This window comes from Methylobacterium sp. CB376 (assembly GCF_029714205.1).
Taxonomy (GTDB): Bacteria; Pseudomonadota; Alphaproteobacteria; order Rhizobiales; family Beijerinckiaceae; genus Methylobacterium.
Map to the genome: position 1 here is coordinate 448,676 of NZ_CP121648.1, position 21,042 is coordinate 469,717.

The 21,042-nt window shown below is 73.4% G+C and carries 22 protein-coding genes; 9 read left to right on the forward strand and 13 right to left on the reverse strand.

Annotated elements, in window-relative coordinates:
- Positions 1-46: 46 nt before the first annotated feature.
- Positions 47-1,237, reverse strand: a complete 1,191-nt coding sequence (tuf, locus tag QA634_RS01880) for an elongation factor Tu (RefSeq protein ID WP_012330344.1) — start codon at positions 1,235-1,237, stop codon at positions 47-49.
- 207 nt (positions 1,238-1,444) lie between these two features.
- Here tuf and QA634_RS01885 point away from each other — a divergent pair, with 207 nt between their 5' ends.
- The 3 genes from QA634_RS01885 to QA634_RS01895 are packed head-to-tail and all read left to right on the forward strand — an operon-like array spanning position 1,445 to position 2,690.
- Complete coding sequence (locus tag QA634_RS01885) at positions 1,445-1,729, forward strand: acylphosphatase (RefSeq protein WP_012330359.1); 285 nt, start codon at positions 1,445-1,447, stop codon at positions 1,727-1,729.
- Positions 1,730-1,741: 12 nt separating this feature from the next.
- Positions 1,742-2,437 (forward strand): DUF599 domain-containing protein, encoded by a 696-nt coding sequence (locus QA634_RS01890; RefSeq protein ID WP_012330360.1) that lies wholly within the window; start codon positions 1,742-1,744, stop codon positions 2,435-2,437.
- Positions 2,421-2,690 carry a DUF3253 domain-containing protein gene (locus tag QA634_RS01895; protein WP_012330361.1) on the forward strand — a complete coding sequence of 90 codons (270 nt, stop codon included), beginning with the start codon at positions 2,421-2,423 and terminating at the stop codon, positions 2,688-2,690. Before QA634_RS01890 ends, QA634_RS01895 begins: the two co-directional genes overlap by 17 nt.
- A 59-nt stretch (positions 2,691-2,749) precedes the next feature.
- Here the strand turns inward: QA634_RS01895 and QA634_RS01900 are convergent, their stop codons facing one another.
- The 4 genes from QA634_RS01900 to epmA form a co-directional block, all read right to left on the reverse strand.
- Complete coding sequence (locus QA634_RS01900; RefSeq protein ID WP_012330362.1) at positions 2,750-3,454, reverse strand: ribonuclease activity regulator RraA; 705 nt, start codon at positions 3,452-3,454, stop codon at positions 2,750-2,752.
- Positions 3,455-3,549: 95 nt separating this feature from the next.
- On the reverse strand, positions 3,550-4,191 hold the full coding sequence (locus QA634_RS01905) for a glutathione S-transferase family protein (RefSeq protein ID WP_012330363.1): 642 nt from the start codon (positions 4,189-4,191) through the stop codon (positions 3,550-3,552).
- A complete protein-coding gene (locus tag QA634_RS01910; RefSeq protein ID WP_012330364.1) occupies positions 4,167-5,237 on the reverse strand; it encodes a lysine-2,3-aminomutase-like protein in 1,071 nt (356 codons plus the stop codon). The genes QA634_RS01905 and QA634_RS01910 overlap by 25 nt, the downstream gene beginning before the upstream one ends.
- Positions 5,234-6,286 carry an EF-P lysine aminoacylase EpmA gene (gene epmA / locus QA634_RS01915; protein WP_012330365.1) on the reverse strand — a complete coding sequence of 351 codons (1,053 nt, stop codon included), beginning with the start codon at positions 6,284-6,286 and terminating at the stop codon, positions 5,234-5,236. The genes QA634_RS01910 and epmA overlap by 4 nt, the downstream gene beginning before the upstream one ends.
- A 131-nt stretch (positions 6,287-6,417) precedes the next feature.
- Here epmA and efp point away from each other — a divergent pair, with 131 nt between their 5' ends.
- Positions 6,418-6,984 carry an elongation factor P gene (efp, locus tag QA634_RS01920; protein WP_012330366.1) on the forward strand — a complete coding sequence of 189 codons (567 nt, stop codon included), beginning with the start codon at positions 6,418-6,420 and terminating at the stop codon, positions 6,982-6,984.
- Positions 6,985-6,994: 10 nt separating this feature from the next.
- Here efp and QA634_RS01925 read toward each other — a convergent pair whose 3' ends face one another.
- Positions 6,995-8,005, reverse strand: a complete 1,011-nt coding sequence (locus tag QA634_RS01925; protein WP_012330367.1) for a heparan-alpha-glucosaminide N-acetyltransferase domain-containing protein — start codon at positions 8,003-8,005, stop codon at positions 6,995-6,997.
- A 315-nt stretch (positions 8,006-8,320) separates the two neighbouring features.
- Here QA634_RS01925 and QA634_RS01930 point away from each other — a divergent pair, with 315 nt between their 5' ends.
- From QA634_RS01930 to QA634_RS01940, 3 genes are all read left to right on the forward strand, one after another.
- Positions 8,321-8,935 (forward strand): cold-shock protein, encoded by a 615-nt coding sequence (locus QA634_RS01930; RefSeq protein WP_012330368.1) that lies wholly within the window; start codon positions 8,321-8,323, stop codon positions 8,933-8,935.
- Between the two features lie 10 nt (positions 8,936-8,945).
- Positions 8,946-9,422, forward strand: a complete 477-nt coding sequence (locus tag QA634_RS01935) for a DUF192 domain-containing protein (protein ID WP_012330369.1) — start codon at positions 8,946-8,948, stop codon at positions 9,420-9,422.
- A 546-nt stretch (positions 9,423-9,968) separates the two neighbouring features.
- On the forward strand, positions 9,969-11,648 hold the full coding sequence (locus QA634_RS01940) for a methyl-accepting chemotaxis protein (protein WP_012330370.1): 1,680 nt from the start codon (positions 9,969-9,971) through the stop codon (positions 11,646-11,648).
- Positions 11,649-11,662: 14 nt separating this feature from the next.
- Here QA634_RS01940 and QA634_RS01945 read toward each other — a convergent pair whose 3' ends face one another.
- The 4 genes from QA634_RS01945 to QA634_RS01960 form a co-directional block, all read right to left on the reverse strand.
- A complete protein-coding gene (locus QA634_RS01945) occupies positions 11,663-12,079 on the reverse strand; it encodes a gamma-glutamylcyclotransferase family protein (protein WP_012330371.1) in 417 nt (138 codons plus the stop codon).
- Positions 12,080-12,092: 13 nt separating this feature from the next.
- Positions 12,093-14,108 carry an acetyl-CoA carboxylase biotin carboxylase subunit gene (locus QA634_RS01950; RefSeq protein ID WP_012330372.1) on the reverse strand — a complete coding sequence of 672 codons (2,016 nt, stop codon included), beginning with the start codon at positions 14,106-14,108 and terminating at the stop codon, positions 12,093-12,095.
- 153 nt (positions 14,109-14,261) lie between these two features.
- Complete coding sequence (locus QA634_RS01955) at positions 14,262-14,702, reverse strand: hypothetical protein (RefSeq protein ID WP_012330373.1); 441 nt, start codon at positions 14,700-14,702, stop codon at positions 14,262-14,264.
- Between the two features lie 161 nt (positions 14,703-14,863).
- Positions 14,864-15,448 (reverse strand): L,D-transpeptidase, encoded by a 585-nt coding sequence (locus QA634_RS01960; RefSeq protein ID WP_012330374.1) that lies wholly within the window; start codon positions 15,446-15,448, stop codon positions 14,864-14,866.
- Between the two features lie 192 nt (positions 15,449-15,640).
- Between QA634_RS01960 and QA634_RS01965 the strand changes: the two genes are divergently transcribed.
- On the forward strand, positions 15,641-16,570 hold the full coding sequence (locus tag QA634_RS01965; RefSeq protein WP_012330375.1) for a histone deacetylase family protein: 930 nt from the start codon (positions 15,641-15,643) through the stop codon (positions 16,568-16,570).
- 83 nt (positions 16,571-16,653) lie between these two features.
- Here the strand turns inward: QA634_RS01965 and QA634_RS01970 are convergent, their stop codons facing one another.
- Entirely contained in the window at positions 16,654-17,586 is a 933-nt protein-coding gene (locus QA634_RS01970) for an AEC family transporter (RefSeq protein ID WP_012330376.1), read from the reverse strand.
- Positions 17,587-17,672: 86 nt separating this feature from the next.
- Between QA634_RS01970 and QA634_RS01975 the strand changes: the two genes are divergently transcribed.
- Entirely contained in the window at positions 17,673-17,963 is a 291-nt protein-coding gene (locus QA634_RS01975; RefSeq protein WP_018262824.1) for a hypothetical protein, read from the forward strand.
- A gap of 83 nt (positions 17,964-18,046) precedes the next feature.
- Here QA634_RS01975 and ribB read toward each other — a convergent pair whose 3' ends face one another.
- Both ribB and aroC read right to left on the reverse strand, forming a co-directional pair.
- Positions 18,047-19,126: a 3,4-dihydroxy-2-butanone-4-phosphate synthase gene (ribB, locus tag QA634_RS01980; protein ID WP_043701993.1), complete on the reverse strand. Its 1,080-nt coding sequence runs from the start codon at positions 19,124-19,126 to the stop codon at positions 18,047-18,049.
- Between the two features lie 268 nt (positions 19,127-19,394).
- The gene (aroC, locus tag QA634_RS01985) at positions 19,395-20,567 is read right to left on the reverse strand and encodes a chorismate synthase (protein WP_012330378.1); all 1,173 of its coding nucleotides are present in this window, start codon (positions 20,565-20,567) and stop codon (positions 19,395-19,397) included.
- Positions 20,568-21,042: the final 475 nt, after the last annotated feature.

A 21,042-nucleotide genomic window follows, 5' to 3' on the forward strand; every position in this document is an offset into this window, starting at 1 on the left:
GTTCGCGGCCGGGGCCCGGACGGCGTCCGGGCCGATCGGGGAGTGCCTACTCGGAGATGGAGGCGACGACGCCGGCGCCGACGGTGCGGCCGCCCTCGCGGATGGCGAAGCGCAGCTTCTCCTCCATCGCCACCGGCACGATCAGCGTCACGTCCATCGTCACGTTGTCGCCCGGCATCACCATCTCGGTGCCCTCGGGAAGCTGAACCACCCCGGTCACGTCCGTCGTCCGGAAGTAGAATTGCGGACGGTAGTTCGTGAAGAACGGCGTGTGCCGCCCGCCCTCCTCCTTCGTCAGGATGTACGCCTCCGCCTTGAACTTCGTGTGCGGCTTCACCGAGCCCGGCTTGCACACCACCTGACCGCGCTCGACGTCCTCCCGCTTGGTCCCGCGAAGCAGCACGCCGACGTTGTCCCCGGCCTGGCCCTGGTCCAGCAGCTTGCGGAACATCTCCACGCCCGTCACCGTCGTCTTGGTGGTCGGACGGATCCCCACGATCTCGACCTCCTCGCCCACCTTGATGATCCCGCGCTCGACACGGCCCGTCACCACCGTGCCGCGCCCCGAGATCGAGAACACGTCCTCGATCGGCATCAGGAACGGCAGGTCGATCGGACGCTCCGGCTGCGGGATGTACTCGTCCACCGTCTTCATCAGCTCGAGGATCGCGTCGTGACCGATCTTCGGCTCCCGGTTCTCCAGCGCGCACAGCGCCGAGCCCTTGGTGATCGGGATGTCGTCGCCCGGGAAGTCGTACTTCGACAGAAGCTCCCGCACCTCAAGCTCCACAAGGTCGAGAAGCTCCGGGTCGTCGACCATGTCGACCTTGTTCATGAACACCACCAGCGCCGGAACGCCGACCTGCCGCGCCAGCAGGATGTGCTCGCGCGTCTGCGGCATCGGGCCGTCCGCCGCCGACACCACCAGGATCGCGCCGTCCATCTGCGCCGCCCCGGTGATCATGTTCTTCACGTAGTCCGCGTGACCGGGGCAGTCCACGTGCGCGTAGTGACGGTTCGGCGTCTCGTACTCCACGTGCGCCGTCGAGATCGTGATCCCCCGCGCCTTCTCCTCCGGCGCCTTGTCGATCTGGTCGTAGGCCGTGAACGTCGCCCCGCCCGCCTCCGCAAGCACCTTCGTGATCGCCGCCGTCAGGGACGTCTTGCCGTGGTCAACGTGCCCGATCGTCCCGATGTTGCAGTGCGGCTTCGTCCGCGAAAACTTTTCCTTCGCCATATCCCTCACCTGCGGCAAGCCCGCCCACGACGTCACGAGCCGGGCGGAAGGCGCGGCCCGCTTAGAGGGTTAGCGGCGCCGGATCAAGCCCGGCGCTGCGGCGCCGGATCGAGCCCGGGCTCCGGACCCGACCCCGCGCCAGGGAGGGCGCGCGTTCCCAGCCGCCCGGCCGCGTGCTACCTCGGCGCGGGAGCGGCGGGCCGGGCGATGATGGGCGGGGACAGAACGGTGCGGGCGGCGATCCGAGGCCGCGTTCAGGGCGTCGGCTTCCGGGCCTGGACCCGGGACGAGGCGACGCGCCTCGGCCTCAGCGGCCACGTCCGCAACTGCCCGGACGGGAGCGTGGAGGCCCTGCTCTCCGGTCCGGCCGAGGCGGTCGGGCAGATGCTCGCGGCGCTGCGCCGGGGCCCGGCCGGGGCCCGCGTCTCCGAGGTGGCGGTGGAGGCCTCGCCGGAGACGGCGCCCTCGGGCTTCGCGATCCGGCGCGGCTGAGGCCGGCGCCGCGTGGGCGACTTCTCCCTCCTCGATCTCGCCGCGGTGGTGAGCTTCGCGGTCGCCTGGATCGGCTACGGCGTCGCGGTGGAGCGGCTCTCGCGGGGGCGCAACAGCCTCAACCGGATGATGAACCTCTACCGCCACACCTGGACCGAGCAGCTCGAACTGCGCGAGAACCGGGTGGTCGACACCACCATCAACGCCTCGCTGCAGAACGGCACCGCCTTCTTCGCCTCGACCTCGCTGATCGCGCTCGGCAGCGTCCTCACCCTGACGCGCTCGGCCGACGACGTGCTGACCCTGTTCTCGACCCTGCCCTTCGGCATGCAGACCACCCGGACCACCTGGGAGATCAAGGTGGCGGGGCTGGCGGTGATCTTCGTCTACGCCTTCTTCAAGTTCGCCTGGGCCTACCGGCTGTTCAACTACGGGGCCATACTGATCGGCGCGGTGCCGCCGCGGGGCGGCGACCCGGACGCGATCCGTCACGCCGCCAAGCGGGCCGCCACCATGAACGTGGTGGCGGGGGCGCATTTCAACCGCGGCCAGCGGGCCTGGTTCTTCGCGCTGGCCTATCTCGGCTGGTTCGTCAGCCCCTACATCCTGTTCGCCACGACCGCCGCCGTGGTTTACGTGATGTGGAAGCGCCAATTCGCCTCCGAGGCGTGCCGCGCCCTGCAGGAGCCCGATGACACCGCACCCTGACGAGGCCGCCATCGCCGAGACGCTGCTGCGCCTCGTCGCGGAGCGCGGGCCGGACAAGACCATCTGCCCCTCGGAGGTCGCCCGGGCGCTGGGCGGCCCGCACCCGGACGGCTGGTCCCCCCTGATGCAGCCGGTCCGCCGTCAGGCGGTGCGGCTCATGAAGGAGGGCCGGATCGCGATCCTGCGCAAGGGACGCGTGGTTCCCGATCCGGACGCGTTTCGCGGGGTCTACCGCCTCTCCCTGCCGCGCTGACCGCGCGGAGGCGAGTGCGCGGAGGCGAGTGCGCGGAGGCGAGTGCTTGGCGGAGACGGCTACTTGGCGGCGGTCTCGGCCTCGTAGCGCGCCCGCGTCTCGGCGTTGGGCGGGTAGAGGCCCGGCAGGGGCAGGCCCTTCTCGACCTCGCGCATGATCCAGAGTTCGAGCCGCTCCTGCTCGACGGCCGCCAGGGCGACCTCCTGGGCGATGGCGGCCGGAATCACCACGGCGCCGTCCCCGTCCGCCACGATCACGTCGTCGGGGAAGACCGCGACGCCGCCGCAGCCGATCGGCTGGTTCCAGCCGACGAAGGTGAGGCCCGCCACCGAGGCCGGGGCGGCGACGCCCGCGCACCAGACCGGCAGCCCGGTCCCGGCGACGCCCTCGCCGTCGCGCATCACCCCGTCCGTGACCAGGGCGGCGACGCCGCGCTTGTGCATCCGCGCCGCCAGGATATCGCCGAAGATGCCGGCCTCGGTCACGCCCATGGCGTCCACGACCGCGATGCAGCCCTCCGGCATCGCCTCGATGGCGCCGCGGGTCGAGGTCGGGCTCGACCAGGATTCGGGGGTCGCGAGGTCCTCGCGGGCGGGGACGAAGCGCAGGGTGAAGGCCGGGCCGACGATGCGGGCATTCGCCGCGAAGCGCGGCTGCGGCCCCTTCATCCAGCAGCGGCGCAGGCCCTTCTTCAGCATCACCGTGGTCAGGGTCGCGGTGGTGACGGCCTGCAGCGCGTCGATGAGGGTCTTGTCGAGGGGCATGGCGTCGGTCCCGGTGGGAGAAACAGGCTGGGGCGAGGGGCTTAGCGGATGGGCGGGCGCCGCAGAAGGCCCGCCGCCGCCGGCCGGGCGGCCGCTCAGGTGATCGGAACGGTCAGCACCTTCGCGGCGGCCGGCCGGGCCGCGACCCGCGCATACCAGGCCTGCAGGTTCGGCCGGGGCTCGCGCGGGACGGCGAGGTGCAGCCAGCGATGGGCCGCGCAGCCGAGCGCGATGTCGGCCGCCGTGAAGGCGTCCCCGACCGCGAAGGGCCGGCCCGCGAGATGCGCGTCGAGGATCGCCGCGGCCGCCTCGCCCGCCGCCACCGAGCGGGCGATCAGGTCCGGGTCGCGCCCTTCGGCGGGCAGGCGGACCGTCTGCCAGAAGGCGTCGCGCATGGCGGGCGTGAAGGTGGTGGCCTGCCAGTCGAGCCACTGGTGGACGTGGCCGCGCGCCCGCTCCTCCTCCGGCATCAGGGCGACGCCGCCCCGCGCCGCCGCCGCGGGGCCGTGTGCCTCGGCGAGGTAGCGCAGGATCGCGTTCGATTCCCAGAGCACGTAGCCGTCCTCCTCGAGGACGGGAACGAGGCCGTTCGGGTTCAGGGCGAGGTAGTCGGGGTCGCGGACGCGCCCGAAGGCCCCGCCCGCCTCCACCCGCTCGCAGGCGAGGCCGAGCTCCTCGAGCGCCCAGACCGCCTTCTGCACGTTCACCGAACTCAGCCGTCCCCAGAGTCTGCGCATCGCTCGTCTCCCTCGGGCGGATAGGCGTGGGCGCGCCCCTCCGGATCGGTCACGGTGAAGCCGCCCGGCCGCGGCTCCAGGTAGGCGGGCCCCACCGGCACCTTGCCGTGCCCGCCCGGGATGTCGAGCACGTAGGTCGGCTGGCAGAGGCCGGAGACGCGCCCGCGCAGGCCGCGCATCAGCGCCTGCCCCACGGGCAGGCTCGTGCGGAAGTGGCCCGTGCCCGGCGCGAGGTCGCCGTGGTGGAGGTAGTAGGGCTTGACCCGGTTCTCCACGAAGGCCCGCATCAGCGCGGCCAGCGTCTCGGGATCGTCGTTGACGCCGCGCAGCAGCACCGATTGCGACACGAGCGGGATGCCCGCATCGACGAGCCGCGCGATCGCGGCGCGCGCGGCCGGCGTGAACTCGCCCGGATGGTTGGCGTGCAGCGCCACGAAGACCGCCCGGCCGAAGCGCTTGAGGGCCGCCACCAGGGCGGCGTCGACGCGCTCCGGCTCCACCGCCGGCACCCGCGTGTGCAGGCGCAGCACCCGGACGTGGTCGGTCGCGGCGAGGGCCGCGCCGATCCGCTCCAGGCGGCGGGGGCTGAGCAGGAACGGGTCGCCCCCGGTGACCACCACCTCCCAGATCTCCGGCCGGGCCGCCACGTAGGCGAGGGCCGCGTCGAGCTGCGCCTCGCTCAGCGCCCCCATCCCGTCGGGCCCGACCACCTCGCGCCGGAAGCAGAAGCGGCAATAGACCGGGCAGACGTGCAAGGGCTTCAGCAGCACCCGGTCCGGGTAGCGGTGCACGATGCCCGGGAGCGGCGCGTGGGCCGCGTCGCCGATCGGGTCCGCCCGCTCGCCGGGCGCCGCGTCGAGCTCCTCGGCCCGGGGCAGGAACTGGCGGCCGATCCCGTCCTCGGGCGTCTCGATCAGGTCCGCCATCGCGGGCGTCACCGCGACCGCGTAGCGGGAGGCGACCCGCTCCAGGGCGGGGAGCGCGGCCCGCGGCACCAGCCCGGCCTCGACCAGGGAGGCGGGGTCGCGCAGGGTGCGACGGCTCACCGGCCGGGCTCCGCCACGGGGGTCCAGATCACCTCCTCGATGCGGCGCGCGCCGGTCGCGAGCATCACCAGCCGGTCGAAGCCGAGCGCGATGCCGCTCGCCTCCGGCATCCGCGCCAGGGCGGCGAGGAAGTCCTCGTCCACCGGGTAGCGCTCGCCGTAGATGCGCTCCTTCTCGTCCATCTCGGCGGCGAAGCGGCGGCGCTGCTCGTCCGCGTCGGTGAGTTCGCCGAAGCCGTTGGCGAGTTCGACCCCGCAGGCATAGAGCTCGAAGCGCTCGGCGACCCGCGGATCGGCCGGGCTCGGGCGGGCCAGCGCCGCCTCGGGGATCGGGTAGTCGCACAGGATCGTCGCCCTCCCGAGCCCGAGGTGCGGCTCGATCCGCTCGACGAGGACGCGGCTGAACAGGTCGGCCCAGGTGTCGTCGGGTGCGGTGCGGATGCCGGAAGCGGTCACGGCGGCGCGCAGCCCCTCCCGGTCGGTGGCGCCGTCCGGCGCCACGGTGGCGAGGAGGTCGATCCCGGCATGGCGCGCGAAGGCCTCCGCGACCGTCAGGCGCTCGGGCTGCGCGAAGGGGTCGGCCTCCCGGTCGCGGTAGCGCAGCCGCTCCGCCCCGGCCGCCTCGGCCGCCCGGGCGAGGAGCGCCGCGCAGTCGCGCATCAGCGCCTCGCAGCCGTCCCCCGCCCGGTACCACTCGACGAGGGTGAATTCCGGATGGTGCAGCGGGCCGCGCTCCCGGTTCCGGTAGACCGGCGCGAAGACGACGAGCCGCCGCTCCCCGGCCGCCAGCAGCTTCTTGCAGGCGAATTCCGGCGAGGTGTGGAGGTAGAGGGGCTGGCCGCGGCCGTCCGGCCCGATCGCCCGGGTGGCGAAGGCGCTGAGATGGGTCTCGTTGCCCGGAGAGACCTGCAGGGCGGCGGTCTCGACCTCGACGAAGCCGCGCTCCGCGAACCACGCGCGCAGGGCGGCCTTGATCCGGTTGCGGGCCAGCAGGCGGGGCCGGCGGTCGGCGTGGACGTGGGGGGCCCACCAGGGCGAGGCGGAGGTCATCGGGTCGGAACCGGTCGCGACTGGCGGTCGCGCGTCAGATGCGATAGGGCGGGCGCTCGGGCTCCCGCTTTCGCCAGCGGCTTGCGGGACGCCGACCGTCTCTGTCAACGCTCGCTGTTAGGACCCGACCCGTGAAGGTGATCGCCAGCTCGCTTCGCAAAGGCAACGTCGTCGAGAAGGACGGCCGCCTCTACGTGATCCTCTCCGCCGAGAACATCCATCCCGGCAAGGGCACCCCGGTCACGCAGCTCGACATGCGCCGCATCACCGACGGCGTGAAGGTCTCGGAGCGCTACCGCACCACCGAGCAGGTGGAGCGAGCCTTCGTGGAGGACCGGGAGCACACCTTCCTGTACAAGGACGGCGAGGGCTCCCACTTCATGAACCCGGAATCCTACGAGCAGGTGGCGGTCCCCGACGACGTCATCGGCGACCAGGCCGCCTACCTGCAGGAGGGCATGGCGGTGATGCTCTCGCTGCACAACGGCGTGCCGCTCGCCATCGAGCTGCCCCAGCGCGTGACCCTCGAGATCGTCGAGACCGAGCCGGTCACCAAGGGCCAGACCGCCTCCTCGTCCTACAAGCCCGCCGTGCTCTCGAACGGCGTGCGCACCCTGGTGCCGCCCCACATCACCACGGGGACCCGCGTCGTCATCATGACCGCGGACGGTTCCTACGTGGAGCGCGCCAAGGACTGACCCGCCGGGGTCACTCGGCAGCCCCGTCGTAGCAGGATTGCGACAGGGCCACGGCCCGGGCCTGCTGCGCGGGGGACAGGGCGCCCTGCCCGGCGGCCTGCCACAGACCGTCCTCGCGCAGCCGTCCGAGCAGGCAGCGTGCCGCGGCCCGGCAGCGCGCGGGGCTGCCGCCCGCCACCGCGCAGGTCTGCGCGTAGTCGCGCCGGAAGCCCGCCTCGCCGGCCCGCGGATGCGGCCCGGTCAGAGCCGCCACGCCCGACAGGAGGGCGAGCAGCAGCGGCTGGTGCAGGAGGTAGATCCCGAGGCTGCGCCGCCCCGCCCCGGCGAGCAGCCGCGCCCCCCGCGAGGCCGGTCGCCACGCCCCGAGGCGCGACGCGGCGAGGCGGGGCCGGGCGATCCGCCCGAGGGCGACGCCCGCGAGCACGCAGCCGAACCAGGGGATCATCGGCACGTAGTCGTTGGTGGCCGGCACCTCGGGGGCGAGGCCGAGGACGAGGAGCAGCGGCGCGGGAAGGACCCACGGCGCGGCGAGCGCCGGGGCGTCGAGGAGCGCCGGCGCGGCCAGGATCGCCGCCGACGCGGCCGCGACGAGCCACGGCGGCAGGCGCAGGGCCGGCAGGGCGAGCAGGCTCGACAGGGCGATGCAGTGCAGGACCCCGAAGAAGATCCAGCTCTCCGGGAACAGGATCCGGGTGGCGAGCGAGATCCCCGCGGCGGCCGCCCCGATGCGCGCGAGCCGCCCCAGGAAGGGGCCGGGCCGGAAGACCTTGCCCTGGGCGAGGACGAGGCTCACGCCGGCGAGGACCAGGAAGCTCCCGGCGATCGCGTGCGCCGCCGCGCGGCCCGGCGGCGTCAGCGCGAGGTTCTCGGGCGTCAGCCGCAGGAAGCCGAGGTCCCAGGTGGCGTGGTAGAGCGCCATCGCGGCGAGCGCCGCCCCGCGCGCCGCGTCGATCACGGCGAGGCGGCCCGCCGCCGGGGCGGCCAGAAGGCGGCGAAGGGCCGCGACGGGGAAGCGGGGCAAGGGGGCCTCGGCTGCGTTCGGCGCGGCGCTCCTAGACGAGCCGCGGGCCGCGGTCGACCCCTGCGACATGCGGGCCATCGCCTGCGACACGAGCGCGCGGTTCCGCCGCGGGGCCCGCGCGGCGCGCGGGGGCGATGGCCAGCCGGGCCGCGTTCTGCCCGCCCGCCATGCAGGGCCGGCGCGGATGGCGCCCGATTCGGCCCGTTTCGCCCGGCGGCGGGCTGGATTAGGCGATGATTCGGGCTTCCCCGGAGTCATGACTTTGTTAAGCTCCCGGGTGAATCGCCGCGCGCGATTCGGTGTGGGTTGCTTACGATGTCGGACGAAGTCGGTTCAGGCCCGCTCGGCCCAAGGCCGGGGAGCACGTTCGAGGCCAGCGCCAAGCGCGCCGCGGACGGCGAAGCGGACGCGCCGCTGGACCTCGTCGAGATCAGCGGCCGCATCAAGTGGTTCGACGTCGCCAAGGGCTTCGGCTTCATCGTGCCGGACAGCGGCGCGCCCGACGTTCTGCTTCACGTGACCTGCCTGCGGCGGGACGGGCACCAGAGCGCCAGCGAGGGCGCGCGCATCGTCGTGGAGGCGGTGCAGCGGGCGCGCGGCTGGCAGGCCTTCCGGGTGGTCTCCCTCGACCAGTCGACCGCCACGCACCCGGCCGAGCTGCCGATGCCGCGCACCCACGTGACCGTGGTGCCGACAAGCGGGCTCGAGACGGCGGTCGTGAAGTGGTTCAACCGCCTGCGCGGCTTCGGCTTCCTCAGCCGCGGCGAGGGCACGCCGGACATCTTCGTCCACATGGAGACCCTGCGCCGCTACGGCATCGCCGAATTGAAGCCCGGCGAGCGGGTGATGGTGCGCTACGGCGACGGCTCGAAGGGGCTGATGGCCGCCGAGGTGCGCCTCGCCGATGGCAGCCTGCCGGCCTCGCACTAGCTCCCCGCCGATGTCGCTCCGGTTCACGCGGCCCCACACCGCCGCGGCGCTCGCCGCCCTCGCCTTCGTGCTCACCCTCCTGGCCGCGCCCGTGCGGGCGGAGGGTCCGACCGAGCCGCTCTCCATCGTCTCGCGCAGCGGGCGCCACGCCTTCCAGGTCGAGGTGATGCGCGACGATGCGGGCCGCGCCCAGGGGCTGATGTTCCGCCGCAGCATGGCGCCGGACCACGGCATGCTGTTCGACTTCGCCCAGGTGGCGCCCGTCACCATGTGGATGAAGAACACCTACCTGCCCCTCGACATGCTGTTCATCCGCGCGGACGGGACGGTGTCGCGCATCGCCGCCGACACCGAGCCGCTCTCGACCCGGGTGATCCCGTCGGGCGGGCCGATCCTGGCCGTGCTCGAACTCAACGCCGGCACCGCCGCCAAGCTCGGAATCCGCGCGGGCGACAAGGTGGAGCACCCGCTCTTCAGGGGGCGCTGAGCGGGCGGGCTCGGCCGCCGCGGCGCGGGGCCGGACCGAGACCCGTCACCGGAGATGAGCCCGAGGCCGGGCTCGGACCTGCGCCGGGCCCCGGGCCCGGCATCGGAACGCCACGCCCGCATCCCGGGCCGAAACCCTCGCCCCACGCGCCTTGGCGCGCGCTCCGGTTCCGCGCGGCGCTGACGTCGGCGCGACGCGTTCAACCGCGGTGCGGTCACAATCGCAGGAAAGATGCGCGCCGCGCGTCGCGGTCCCATCCAGGGTTTTATACCCTCCCGGGGCATGATTCGAAGCTGAGCAAGCGGGCCGACCTCGCCGGGACCAGATCTCGCGATGACGGCCGCGACGCCGGAGACGCGCGACGACTTGCGCCCGGGACGAGAGGGCGCTCCTTTGACGACCTCCGCGGGTGATCTGGCGAAAGATTTTCTTCACTCTCATGACCCAGGGTCAGCGCGGCCGGGTGTTGGTTCCCTCGCCGAGTTCCGTCGGCGCTTCCAATCGTCGAGCCACGCCTCCGCCGCAGCGCGCTTGGGATCAGCAATCATGCAGCTATCGATCGGCAAGAAACTATCGTTGGCAGCCGCCCTCGGGATCACGCTGGTCTCGGGACTCGTGGCGAACCAGTGGGCCAGCGCCCAGCGCATCGCCGCGGCCAATGCCGCGGCGGGGCGCGAGCAGGTCATCCTGGACGGGATCCAGCAGGCGCGCCTGTCGCACGCCCAGATCCGGTCCGCCGCCCAGGACATCCTGGCGGCCGAGACGGCCGGCCAGCTGGCGCAAGCGACCGACCAGATCCGCGCATCCCGGAATGCCGGGGTCGCGGCCCTGGACGAGCCGATCCGCATCGCGCTGCTGCCCGACGTGCTGCGCGAGCTCCAGACCAGCCTCGCGAGCTTCGCCGACCTCGCCACGGCGGGCGCCGCGGCGATCCGCTTCGAGGACGGGTCGCGCCGCCTGGACGCGAACAGGCTCGCGCAGCTCGCGGCCGAGCGGCAGCGGGTCGGCCTCAAGCTTGAGCAGGCCGGCAATGCCTCGGTGACGAACGCCCAGCGCTTCGCCACCGAGGCGCGCCTGAACACGGCCGCCACGGTGGAATCCGCGAACCTGATCGGGCTGGCGGTCGGCGGCACCGTCATCCTGGTCCTCATCGGCTCGGCGGTGTTCTCGGCGCGCTTCGTGGCCCGGCCGGTGCGGGACCTCTCCGCCTGCCTGGGCACCCTCGCGGCGGGGGATCTGCAGGTGGCGGTGCCGTTCACCGGGCGCGGCGACGAGCTCGGCGCGATGGCGGCGGCGGTTCAGGTCTTCAAGGAGACGATGCAGCGGGCGCGGGCGCTCGAGGAGGAGACCGCGCTGGCCAGGGCCGGGGCCGAGGAGCAGCGGCGCGCAACGATGCGGACCATGGCCGAGCGCTTCGAGAGCGCGATGAGCGGGATCATCGGGGCCGTGACCGCGGCCGCGGCCGACCTGCGCGGCACGGCCGAGGCCATGGCCGGCACCGCTTCCGAGACCGCGGCGCAATCGGCCACCGTCGCGAGCGCCGCGCAGCAGGCGGCCAGCAACGTCGGCACCGTCGCGGCGGCCTCGGAGGAACTCGGCTCCTCCATCGCGGAGATCGGCCGCCAAGTGCAGAGTTCGGCGACCCTGTCGCGCAGCGCCGTCGAGGAATCCCGCCAATCCGCCGCCCTGGTGCAGGAGTTGAGCGCCGCCGCGCGGATCGGCGACGTGGTGGCGATGATCACCACGATCGCCGGCCAGACCAACCTTCTCGCGCTGAACGCGACGATCGAGGCGGCGCGGGCCGGCGAGGCCGGGCGCGGCTTCGCGGTGGTCGCCGCCGAGGTCAAGGAACTCGCCAACCAGACCGCCAAGGCCACCGACGAGATCGGATCGCAGATCGGCCGCATCCAGACCTCGACCGGCGAGGCCGTGGCGGCCATCGACGCGATCTCCTCGCGCATCCGGGAGATCAGCGGCGTCGCCTCCGGGATCGCCGCCGCGGTGGAGCAGCAGGGCGCGGCGACCCAGGAGATCGTGCGCAACGTGACCCAGGCGGCTGCCGGCACCGGCGAGGTCACCGCGAACATCACCGGGGTCGCCCACGCCGCCGAGGCGACGGGCGAGGCGGCGAACCGCGTCCTCGCCTCGGCCTCCACCCTCTCGCAGCAATCCGCGCAGCTGTCCCACGAGGTCGGCCGCTTCCTGGAGACGCTGCGGGCGGCCTGACCCCGCGCCGCGCCTCAGCGGCCGAGCGCGGCGAGGCCGCGGCAGTAGCTCTCCGGCAGCCCCGCCTGCCGGGCCGCGGCGATCACCCCCTCCAGGTAGCCCGGCCGCGGCACGCCGCCCTGGCCGCGCCCGAGATAGATCAGGGCGCGGCGCACCCCCTCCCCGGTCACCACCGGCTGCTGCGCCTTGACGTAGAGGCCGCTCGCCACCCCCTCGTAGCGGTCGAGGGCCGGCACGTCGGAGAGGGCGAGGTCCCAGACGAGCCCCCAGACGGTGGCGCCGGGATCGCGCGTCACCGAGGCGTAGCCCTCGCGCATGATGACGAGGCGGTGGCGGTGGAGGCGCCCGATGCCCCGCGGCGTGGAGGCGGGGCAGCGCCGGGCCATCGCGGCCCGGTCCATGTTGGAGCCGTACGCGAAGTAGAGCGGCACGGCGGGTCCGGTCTCAGGCGAATTCCAGGATCACGGCATCGACCGCGAGGCTGTCGCCCTCCTTGGCCTGGATGGTCTGCACCGTGGCGTCGCGCTCGGCCCGCAGCACGTTCTCCATCTTCATCGCCTCGACGATGGCGAGCGGCTCGCCCGCCTTCACCTCCTGGCCGGGCGCGACCATGATGCTCTTCACGAGGCCCGGCATCGGGCAGAGCAGCTGCTTGCCCGAGCCGCCGACCTCCTTGACCGGCATCAGGGCGGCGAGTTCGGCCTCGCGGCGGGTGTAGACCCGGGCCTCGGCCGCCGCGCCCGCATGCTGCAGGAAGACGCCGTTGAGGAGCGGGCGCACCTGCACGGCCGCCCGGGCCCCGCCGATCGTCCCGGTCCAGACCGGATCGCCCGGGCGCCAGTCGCTCTCGAGCGGCCAGGTCGTGCCGTCCGCGAAGGCGACCGCCGTCGCCCCGACCGGGGCCGCCGCGGAGGTCTCGACCGTCGCCTCGAAGCGCTGGTCGCCGAGCCAGACCACCCGGTCGCGCTCGAAGCGCAGGTGCCCCGGGTCGCGCATCTGGCCCGAGATGCCGCGCTTGCGCTCGTTGAGCATGTGGTCGATCGCCGCCGCCACCGCGGCCATGCGCAGGGCCACCTTCCCGGCGGGCCGGGGCGCCTCGAAGCCGCCGGGGAATTCCTCCGCGATGAAGCCGGTCGAGAGGCGGCCCTCCTGCCAGCGCGGATGCTGCATCAGGGCGGAGAGGAACGGGATGTTGTGCCGGATGCCGTCGATCGCGAAGGCGTCGAGGGCCTGGGCCTGCGCGCCGATCGCCTCGGCGCGGGTCGGCGCCCAGCTGACCAGCTTGGCGATCATCGGGTCGTAGTGGATCGCGATCTCGCTCCCCTCCTCGACGCCGGTGTCGTTGCGGATCGTCGCGGCGCCCAGCGCCCCCTCGGCCGGCGGCCGGTAGGTGGTGAGCCGGCCGATCGAGGGCAGGAAGTTGCGGGTCGGGTCCTCGGCGTAGACGCGGCTCTCGACCGCCCAGCCGTTCAGCTTCACGTCCGCCTGGGAGAGCGGCAGCCTCTCGCCGGCCGCGACCCGGATCATCAACTCGACGAGGTCGAGGCCGGTGATCATCTCGGTCACCGGGTGCTCGACCTGCAGCCGGGTGTTCATCTCCAGGAAGTAGAAGGACTTGTCCTGGCCGGCGACGAACTCGACGGTCCCGGCGGAATCGTAGTTCACCGCCTTGGCGAGGGCGACCGCCTGCTCGCCCATCTTGCGGCGGGTCGCCTCGTCGAGGAGGGGCGAGGGCGCCTCCTCGATGACCTTCTGGTTGCGGCGCTGGATCGAGCACTCGCGCTCGCCCAGGTAGATCACGTTGCCGTGCTTGTCGCCGATGACCTGGATCTCGATGTGACGCGGATCGGTGATGAATTTCTCGACGAAGACGCGGTCGTCGCCGAAGGAGGAGGCCGCCTCCGAGCGGGCGCGGGCGAAGCCCTCCGCTACCTCCTCGGCCGAGTGGGCGATGCGCATGCCCTTGCCGCCGCCGCCCGCCGAGGCCTTGATCATCACCGGGTAGCCGATCTCATCGGCGATCCGGACGGCGTGCGCGGGATCCTCGATCACGCCGAGGAAGCCCGGCACCGTCGAGACCTCGGCGGCGGAGGCCGCCTTCTTGGACTCGATCTTGTCGCCCATCGCGGCGATCGCGCCGGGATTGGGACCGATGAAGACGATCCCGGCCTCGGCCAGGGCCTTCGGAAAGGCCTCGCGCTCGGAGAGGAAGCCGTAGCCCGGATGCACCGCCTGGGCGCCGGTCTGCCGGCAGGCCGCGATGATCTTCTCGATCACCAGGTAGGATTGCGCGGCGGGCGCCGGCCCGATCGCGACGGCCTCGTCGGCCATCGCCACGTGCACGGCGTCGCGGTCGGCGTCGGAATAGACCGCGACCGTCTTGATCCCCATCCGGCGCGCCGTCTTGATGATGCGGCAGGCGATCTCGCCCCGGTTTGCGATCAGGATCTTGTCGAACATCGAAGCGCGCACTCGAGCCGTGGGAAGGATGAGACCGGGGCGTCAACGCCCAAGCTCAATTCCCGTTAAAGCATCGGCGCGCGCCGCGAAAGCAGCGAAAAGGATGGGGCGGTGGCGGCGCGCCCCCTCCCTCCGGCCTAGCCCGGGGCCCGGTCAGGCGGCGAGGGCGGGCCGCGGCGCCGGCTCCTCGGCGAGGGCGCGCAGGCGGTTGGCGCTGAGCGCGAAGGCCACCAGGGCCGGGTCGGCGGAGTGCGCCTCGCGCACCACCTCGACGGCGATGCGGGCGCCGGTCGCGGTCGGGCCCGTGCCGCAGCACAGGGAGGCGCAGAGCCAGCGCGCCGTCTCGGCGTCGACGTAGCCGGTCGGGCGCTCGCCCCAGACCGCGAGGTCGACCACGGCGCTGACCAGGAAGTCGGCGAAGTCGGCATCCGCGCCCGGCACCGCCCGGTCGAGGGCGATCAGCATGTCGGCCTCCTCGCGGCTGCCGAGCCCCTCGGGGAGGATCGTGCGGGCCAGTTCGCGCACGTCGCCCGGCCCGATCTCACCCTTCGCGACCATACGGTTACAGAAATCCTGCAGCGAGAACTTGATCATCTGTCGTGCCTCCCCGGCTTTTTTGGATGCCGGTGCTTGTCCCTGCGTGAGAAGGACTATGCACGCCGGTGATCCGCTCACCGGTTAACGCCTGAATCTGAATCAGCGTTCAGGTTAAGCTTGAGCAAGGAGGCAGCGTTGCGAGAATCTTGCGGGCCGGCTCAGCGCACGATGACCTTCGCGTCGGACGCGACGCGGTTGGAGAGGTCGACCACGTCGATGTTGCGCATGCGGATGCAGCCCGAGGAGGCGGCCTGCCCGATCCGCTCCGGCTCGTTGGTGCCGTGGATGCGGTAGAGCGTGTCCCGGGCGCCGTCCGCGAGGTAGAGGGCGCGGGCGCCGAGCGGGTTGGCCGGCCCGCCCTTCATCGGGTGGACGTGCGGCCAGCGCCTGACCATCTCGGCCGGCGGGTTCCAGTCGGGCCACGCCGCCTTGCGGAAGACCCGGGCGGTGCCGGTCCAGCCGTAGGCCTCGTCGCCCACGGTGACGCCGTACCGGATGGCCTTGCGCTCGGGCAGGACGAAGTAGAGCTGGCGCTCCCTCGTCTCGACCACGATGGTGCCGGGGGGCTCGCCGGTCGGGTCGTCGATCAGGTAGCGGGCGAAGCGCGGATCGGTCTCCCCGTCCGGCACCATCGCCATCCAGGCCGCGTCCTGCGCCGAGAGCGTCGGGTCGGGGATGCTCTTGTAGCTGCAGCCCGACAGGAGCGCGGCGGTGAGGACGAGGGCGGGGACGGGGCGGCGCATGGGATCGATCCGGATTTCGGCCAGCCTGTTCGCGTCATGGTTGACCAATGCTTACGATTAGCCCCCCGCTGCTCATCCGCGAAGGCGGCGCCCCGCCCGCCCGCACGATTGACGGCGCGTGTTGCGTCGCGGTCAGCCTCCTGCCACGGTGGAGGGACCAGACAGGGAGGGGCCCCGCGGGCCGAACCAGGCATGACGACCTTGTATCTCTGCCACCCCGCTTCCCTCGACCACGCCACGCCGCACGGTCATCCCGAGCGCGCCGAGCGGATCCGCGCCATCGAGCGCGCGCTCGAGGATGAGCGCTTCTCGGCCCTGGTGCGGGAGCAGGCGCCGCGGGCGGAACTCTCGGTCGCCACGCTCGCGCATCCCGAGGAATACGTGGCGGCGATCGCCGAGGCCTCGCCCCGCGAGGGGCTGGTGGCGATCGATTCCGACACGGTGATGTCGCCGGGCACGCTGGAGGCGGTGCTGCGCTCGCTCGGCGCGGCCGTGCAGGCGGTGGACGAGGTGATGTCCGGCAAGGTGGCGAACGCCTTCGCGGCCATGCGGCCCCCGGGCCACCACGCCGAGCGCCGCCGGGCGATGGGCTTCTGCTTCTTCAACCAGGCGGCGGTGGCGGCCCGCCACGCCCGGAAGGCCTACGGGGCCGAGCGCGTCGCCCTCGTCGACTGGGACGTGCACCACGGCAACGGCTCGCAGGACATCTTCTGGCGCGACAAGTCGGTGCTCTACTGCTCGACCCACCAGATGCCGCTCTACCCGGGCACCGGCGCCACCTCGGAGCGGGGCGACCACGACACGATCGTCAACGCGCCCCTGCGCCCGGGCGACGACGGCGAGCGCTTCCGCGAGGCCTTCGAGACGGCGATCCTGCCGCGGATCGACGCCTTTCACCCCGACCTCATCGTGATCTCGGCCGGTTTCGACGCCCATTGGCGCGACCCGCTCGCCAACCTGCAATTGACCGAGGCCGATTTCGCCTGGACGACGCGGCGGCTGATGGACCTCGCCGACCGGCACGCGGGCGGGCGCGTGGTCTCGGTGCTGGAGGGCGGCTACGACCTCGACGGCCTGTCGCGCTCCGTCGCCGCCCATGTCGAGGCGCTGATGGGGCGCTGAGCCGCCCTCGCCGGAGCGCTCACCGGTCCGGCGGCGGGAGCGATGCGGGACCGACGATCTCGGCCGAAGCGCCCCGTGCCAGCCTAGAAGCCCACGAGCCCGAGCAGGCCGAGCAGCACGAGCGGGATCGCGGCCCCGGCCAGGACCGTCTGGGCGGCCGTGATCCCGGCCATCAGGGGAGCGTCGCCGCCGAGCTGGCGGGCCAGGATGTAGGACGAGGAGGCGGTCGGGAGCGCCTGGAACAGCAGGGCGGTCGCCGCCGCGCTGCCCTGCAGGCCCGTGATCCGGCAGGCCATCAGGGTCGCGGCCGGCATCAGCACGAACTTCGCCGCCGAGGCGACCAGCACCGGCCGCAGCCAGGCGCGGGCCGCCGAGAGGTCGAGGGCCGCCCCGACACAGAGCAGGCCGAGCGGCAGCGAGGCCTGGCCGAGGCTGCGCAGCAGCGCGTCGAGGCCGGGCGGCAGGCCGAGTCCCGTGGCCTGCAGGGCGATGCCGATCAGGCAGGCCGCGAGCAGCGGGTTGAGGGCGAGCTGGCGGGCGAGCGCGAGCGGCCGCGGGCGCCCGCCGGCGCCGAAGCGCGCGAAGACGAGCACGCAGAGCACGTTCACGGTCGGCACGATCGCCGCGTTGGCGACCGCCGCGAGCGCGACGCCCTGCGCGCCGAACAGGCCCGCCGCGGCCGAGACGCCCACGTAGTTGTTGAAGCGCACGCCGCCCTGGAAGACGGAGGTGAAGGCGGCGCCGCTGCCGCCGAGGAGGGGCCGCAGGGCCACGAGCAGGGCCGCCACCGCCAGGGTCGAGGCGACCAGCACGGCCGCGAGGCCTGCCACCGGCACGCCGTCGAGCCGCGCCGTCGCGAGCCCGTGCACGAACAGGGCCGGCAGCAGCAGGTAGTAGCCCAGGCGCTCGGCCTGCGGCCAGAAGCTCTCGGCCAGGAAGCCGGTCCGGCGCAGGCCGGCGCCGAGCCCGATCAGGAGTGCGATGGGGAGGAGTGCGAGGAGGACGGTGCCGATCATGCGGCGACCATAGGGACCTCGCCGCTTGAGGAAAAACGCGAAGATCTCGTCCTGCCCTCGAGCCGCGCTCAAGGGTTGGGCGGGCCGTGCGCCTGCGCGGCCGCCCGCACCGCCTCCGCGAGGGCGCCGGCGAGGCGCTGGGCCGGGCGCTCCTCCCGCTCCAGCAGCACCACGGCCCGGCGCCGCTGCGGCTCGCCGAAGGGCAGGCAGGTCAGCGGCGGCAGGGCGCGGCGGATGACGGGAAGATCCTCCAGGATGCGCCGCGCGCCTCCGGGCCCGGCGGGCGCGGGCGGACCGGCTCGGTGGTGACGACCGCGCCGCGGTCCCCGGTATCGACCCGCGCGGCGCGCGCCGCGGACCGGCCCGAGAGCACCTGACTCCCGAGACCACCTGACCCCCGAGACCACCTGACCCCGCGGATGCGCGTGGCGCAGCCGCGCGAGGGCATCGGCCCCGGCCGCTATTCCAGCGGCTCGTCCCCGAGGAGTTCGATCCCGAAGCCGGAGAGGCCGACATACGAGCGCGAGGCGGTGGCGAGGTTGCGGATCGACACCACCCCGAGGTCGCGCAGGATCTGCGCGCCGAGCCCGATCTCGCGCCACTGGCGCACCCGGGCCGCCTCGGCCTCGGTCTGCTCCTCGCGGAACGTGGTCGGCGGCACGCCCGCGGTGCCGTCGCGCAGGTAGACGAGGACGCCCCGCCCCTCCTGGGCGAAGCGGCGCATCACGCAGGCGATCGCCCGGCCGCCCTCGATCACGTCCGCCACCACGTTGGAGCGGTGCAGGCGCACCAGCGTGTCCCGCCCGTCGCCGATGCGGCCGTGCACGAAGGCGAATTGCTGCATCGGGTCGAAGGGCGTGGTGTAGGCGTAGCCGGTGAGCGTGCCCCACTCGGTCTTGACCGGGAAGGTGCCGACCCGCTCGACCAGCTTCTCGCGGGCCTGCCGGTAGGCGATGAGGTCGGCCACCGAGATCCGGCGCAGGCCGTGCGCCTCCGCGAAGGCCTCGATCTGCGGCCCCTTCATGACGGTGCCGTCGTCGTTGGCGAGTTCGCAGATCACCCCGACCGGCGGCAGCTTGGCGAGGCGGCAGAGGTCGACCGCCGCCTCCGTGTGCCCGGAGCGCATCAGCACGCCGCCGTCGCGGGCGATCAGCGGGAAGACGTGGCCGGGCCGCACGAAATCCGCCGCGCCCATGTTGCCGTTGGCGAGCGCCCGCACGGTGTTGCAGCGCTGCTCGGCCGAGATGCCGGTGGTGAGCCCGTGCTTGACGTCGACCGTCACCGTGAAGGCGGTGCCGAGGGGCGCGTCGTTCGAGGCCACCATCGGCTCGAGCCGCAGGCGCTTGGCCTCCGGCCCGGTGATCGGCGCGCAGACGATGCCGCAGGTGTTGCGGATGATGAAGGCCATCTTCTCCGGCGTGCAGAGGGAGGCCGCGACGACGAGGTCGCCCTCGTTCTCGCGGTCGTCGTCGTCCGTGACGACCACGATCTCGCCGCGGGCGAAGGCCTCGATGGTCTCGACGACGGAAGCGTGGGGCATGGGCATCTCCTGCCGCGGGGGGCTCAGGCCCAGGAAGTCGTTCGGGGTGACGGCGCCGCCTGTCTCGCGGGCCACGAGCGCCGCCGTCTCGCGCGACAGCCAGGCGCCGGGATTGTTGCACAGGCCCGTCACCGCCGCGGGAGAGAGCCCGCAGCGGCGCGCGAAGGTGGTGCGGGACACGCCCTGCTGCCGAAGCCAGTCGCCGAGTTTCACGGGCCGCACCATAGCGGGCCGGTGTTTTCAGCGAAACTGAAATCTGCCGGGCGTTTCAGCCTGGCTGAAATCCGCCCGGGCCGCCGGGATGGGTGCCGGCGGGATCAGCGCCGGCGGGATGAGCGCCGGCGGGATGAGCGCCGACTTGGCCCCGGTGGCGCAGGACGTGGTCGGCCAGCACGCAGGCCATCATGGCCTCCCCGACCGGCACCGCCCGGATGCCGACGCAGGGATCATGGCGGCCCCGGGTGAGCACATCGGTCGGGCGGTTGTCGCGGGTGACGCTGGCGCGGGGCGTGAGGATCGAGGAGGTCGGCTTGACCGCGAAGCGGCAGACGACGGCCTGGCCGGTCGAGATGCCGCCCAGGATTCCGCCCGCGTGGTTGGCGAGGAAGCTCGGCGCGCCGCCGTGGCCCGGGCGCATCTCGTCGGCGTTCTCCTCCCCGCGCAGGGCGGCGGCCGCGAAGCCGTCGCCGATCTCCACGCCCTTGACGGCGTTGATCGACATCATGGCGGCGGCGAGGTCCGCGTCGAGCTTGCCGTAGACTGGGGCGCCGAGCCCCGGCGGCACGCCCTCCGCCACCACCTCGATCACGGCGCCGAGCGAGGAGCCGTCCTTGCGCACCCCGTCCAGGACCTCGGCCCAGCGCGCGGCGGCCTCGGCGTCGGGGCAGAAGAACGGGTTGTTGCCGACCTCGGCCCAGTCGAAGCGGGCGCGGTCGATGGCGTGCGGCCCCATCTGCACCAGCGCCCCGCGAATGGTCACGCCCGGCAGCACCTTGCGGGCGATGGCGCCGGCCGCCACCCGGGCGGCGGTCTCCCGGGCCGAGGAGCGCCCGCCGCCCCGGTAGTCGCGGATGCCGTACTTGGCCTCGTAGGTGTAGTCAGCGTGGCCGGGCCGGTAGGTGTCGCGGATGTCGGAATAATCCTTCGAGCGCTGGTCGACGTTCTCGATCATCAGCGCGATCGGCGTGCCGGTGGTGAGCTGGCGCCCGCCGGTGCGGTCGTCCGCGAAGACGCCCGAGAGGATGCGCACCGCGTCGGGCTCGCGCCGCTGCGTCGTGAAGCGCGACTGGCCGGGCCGGCGGCGGTCGAGTTCCGCCTGGATCTCGGCGGCGTCGAGCGGGATCAGCGGCGGGCAGCCGTCCACGACGCAGCCGAGGGCCGGGCCGTGGCTCTCGCCGAAGGTCGTGACGCGGAAGAGGTGGCCGAAGCTGTTGTGCGACATGGTGGAGGGGGTCTAGCGCGGGACGCGGGCGGGGACAAATGCTCCGGCGCGCCCGAGGCCGGACGCCGTCGCGGCGGGGCCCTGCCGGGGCCGGGCCCCGCCGGACTCGGCCCGCCCGCCGCGGACAGCTTCCCCTTGGTCACGGGCCGGGGAGACCCGGCGCCGGACGGGCCGGGCGCCGCTCCGCCCGGTCTCGGCCGCGCTCCGCGCCGTTTCCCTGCGACGATCCGGCTTGCCAATCCGGTCGAAGCCTCTGTATTGGTATTGACCCCCGCCCGCCGCCGGCTCCCGTCGCGGCCAGCGGACCTGTCCGGCCTCCGCGGGGAGGCCGGGTCCAGGCCCATCGCCGGCCCGCCGTCAGACGGATCAGCCCCAGAGCCGGGCAGGAGTCGCTTTCGCGACGGTGACGCGCTTCATGGAGCGGCGTCGCCGCCAGTTCATCGCCGGCCGGCCTCCCCGCGAGCGTCGGCCCGTC

Coding starts and splice junctions, on each gene's coding strand:
- tuf (WP_012330344.1), bottom strand. CDS start 1,237: ATGGCGAAGGAAAAGTTTTCGCGGACGAAGCCGCACTGCAACATCGGG.
- QA634_RS01885 (WP_012330359.1), top strand. CDS start 1,445: ATGATGGGCGGGGACAGAACGGTGCGGGCGGCGATCCGAGGCCGCGTT.
- QA634_RS01895 (WP_012330361.1), top strand. CDS start 2,421: ATGACACCGCACCCTGACGAGGCCGCCATCGCCGAGACGCTGCTGCGC.
- QA634_RS01900 (WP_012330362.1), bottom strand. CDS start 3,454: ATGCCCCTCGACAAGACCCTCATCGACGCGCTGCAGGCCGTCACCACC.
- QA634_RS01905 (WP_012330363.1), bottom strand. CDS start 4,191: ATGCGCAGACTCTGGGGACGGCTGAGTTCGGTGAACGTGCAGAAGGCG.
- epmA (WP_012330365.1), bottom strand. CDS start 6,286: ATGACCTCCGCCTCGCCCTGGTGGGCCCCCCACGTCCACGCCGACCGC.
- QA634_RS01930 (WP_012330368.1), top strand. CDS start 8,321: ATGTCGGACGAAGTCGGTTCAGGCCCGCTCGGCCCAAGGCCGGGGAGC.
- QA634_RS01935 (WP_012330369.1), top strand. CDS start 8,946: ATGTCGCTCCGGTTCACGCGGCCCCACACCGCCGCGGCGCTCGCCGCC.
- QA634_RS01940 (WP_012330370.1), top strand. CDS start 9,969: ATGCAGCTATCGATCGGCAAGAAACTATCGTTGGCAGCCGCCCTCGGG.
- QA634_RS01950 (WP_012330372.1), bottom strand. CDS start 14,108: ATGTTCGACAAGATCCTGATCGCAAACCGGGGCGAGATCGCCTGCCGC.
- QA634_RS01955 (WP_012330373.1), bottom strand. CDS start 14,702: ATGATCAAGTTCTCGCTGCAGGATTTCTGTAACCGTATGGTCGCGAAG.
- QA634_RS01960 (WP_012330374.1), bottom strand. CDS start 15,448: ATGCGCCGCCCCGTCCCCGCCCTCGTCCTCACCGCCGCGCTCCTGTCG.
- QA634_RS01965 (WP_012330375.1), top strand. CDS start 15,641: ATGACGACCTTGTATCTCTGCCACCCCGCTTCCCTCGACCACGCCACG.
- QA634_RS01970 (WP_012330376.1), bottom strand. CDS start 17,586: ATGATCGGCACCGTCCTCCTCGCACTCCTCCCCATCGCACTCCTGATC.
- ribB (WP_043701993.1), bottom strand. CDS start 19,126: ATGCCCCACGCTTCCGTCGTCGAGACCATCGAGGCCTTCGCCCGCGGC.
- aroC (WP_012330378.1), bottom strand. CDS start 20,567: ATGTCGCACAACAGCTTCGGCCACCTCTTCCGCGTCACGACCTTCGGC.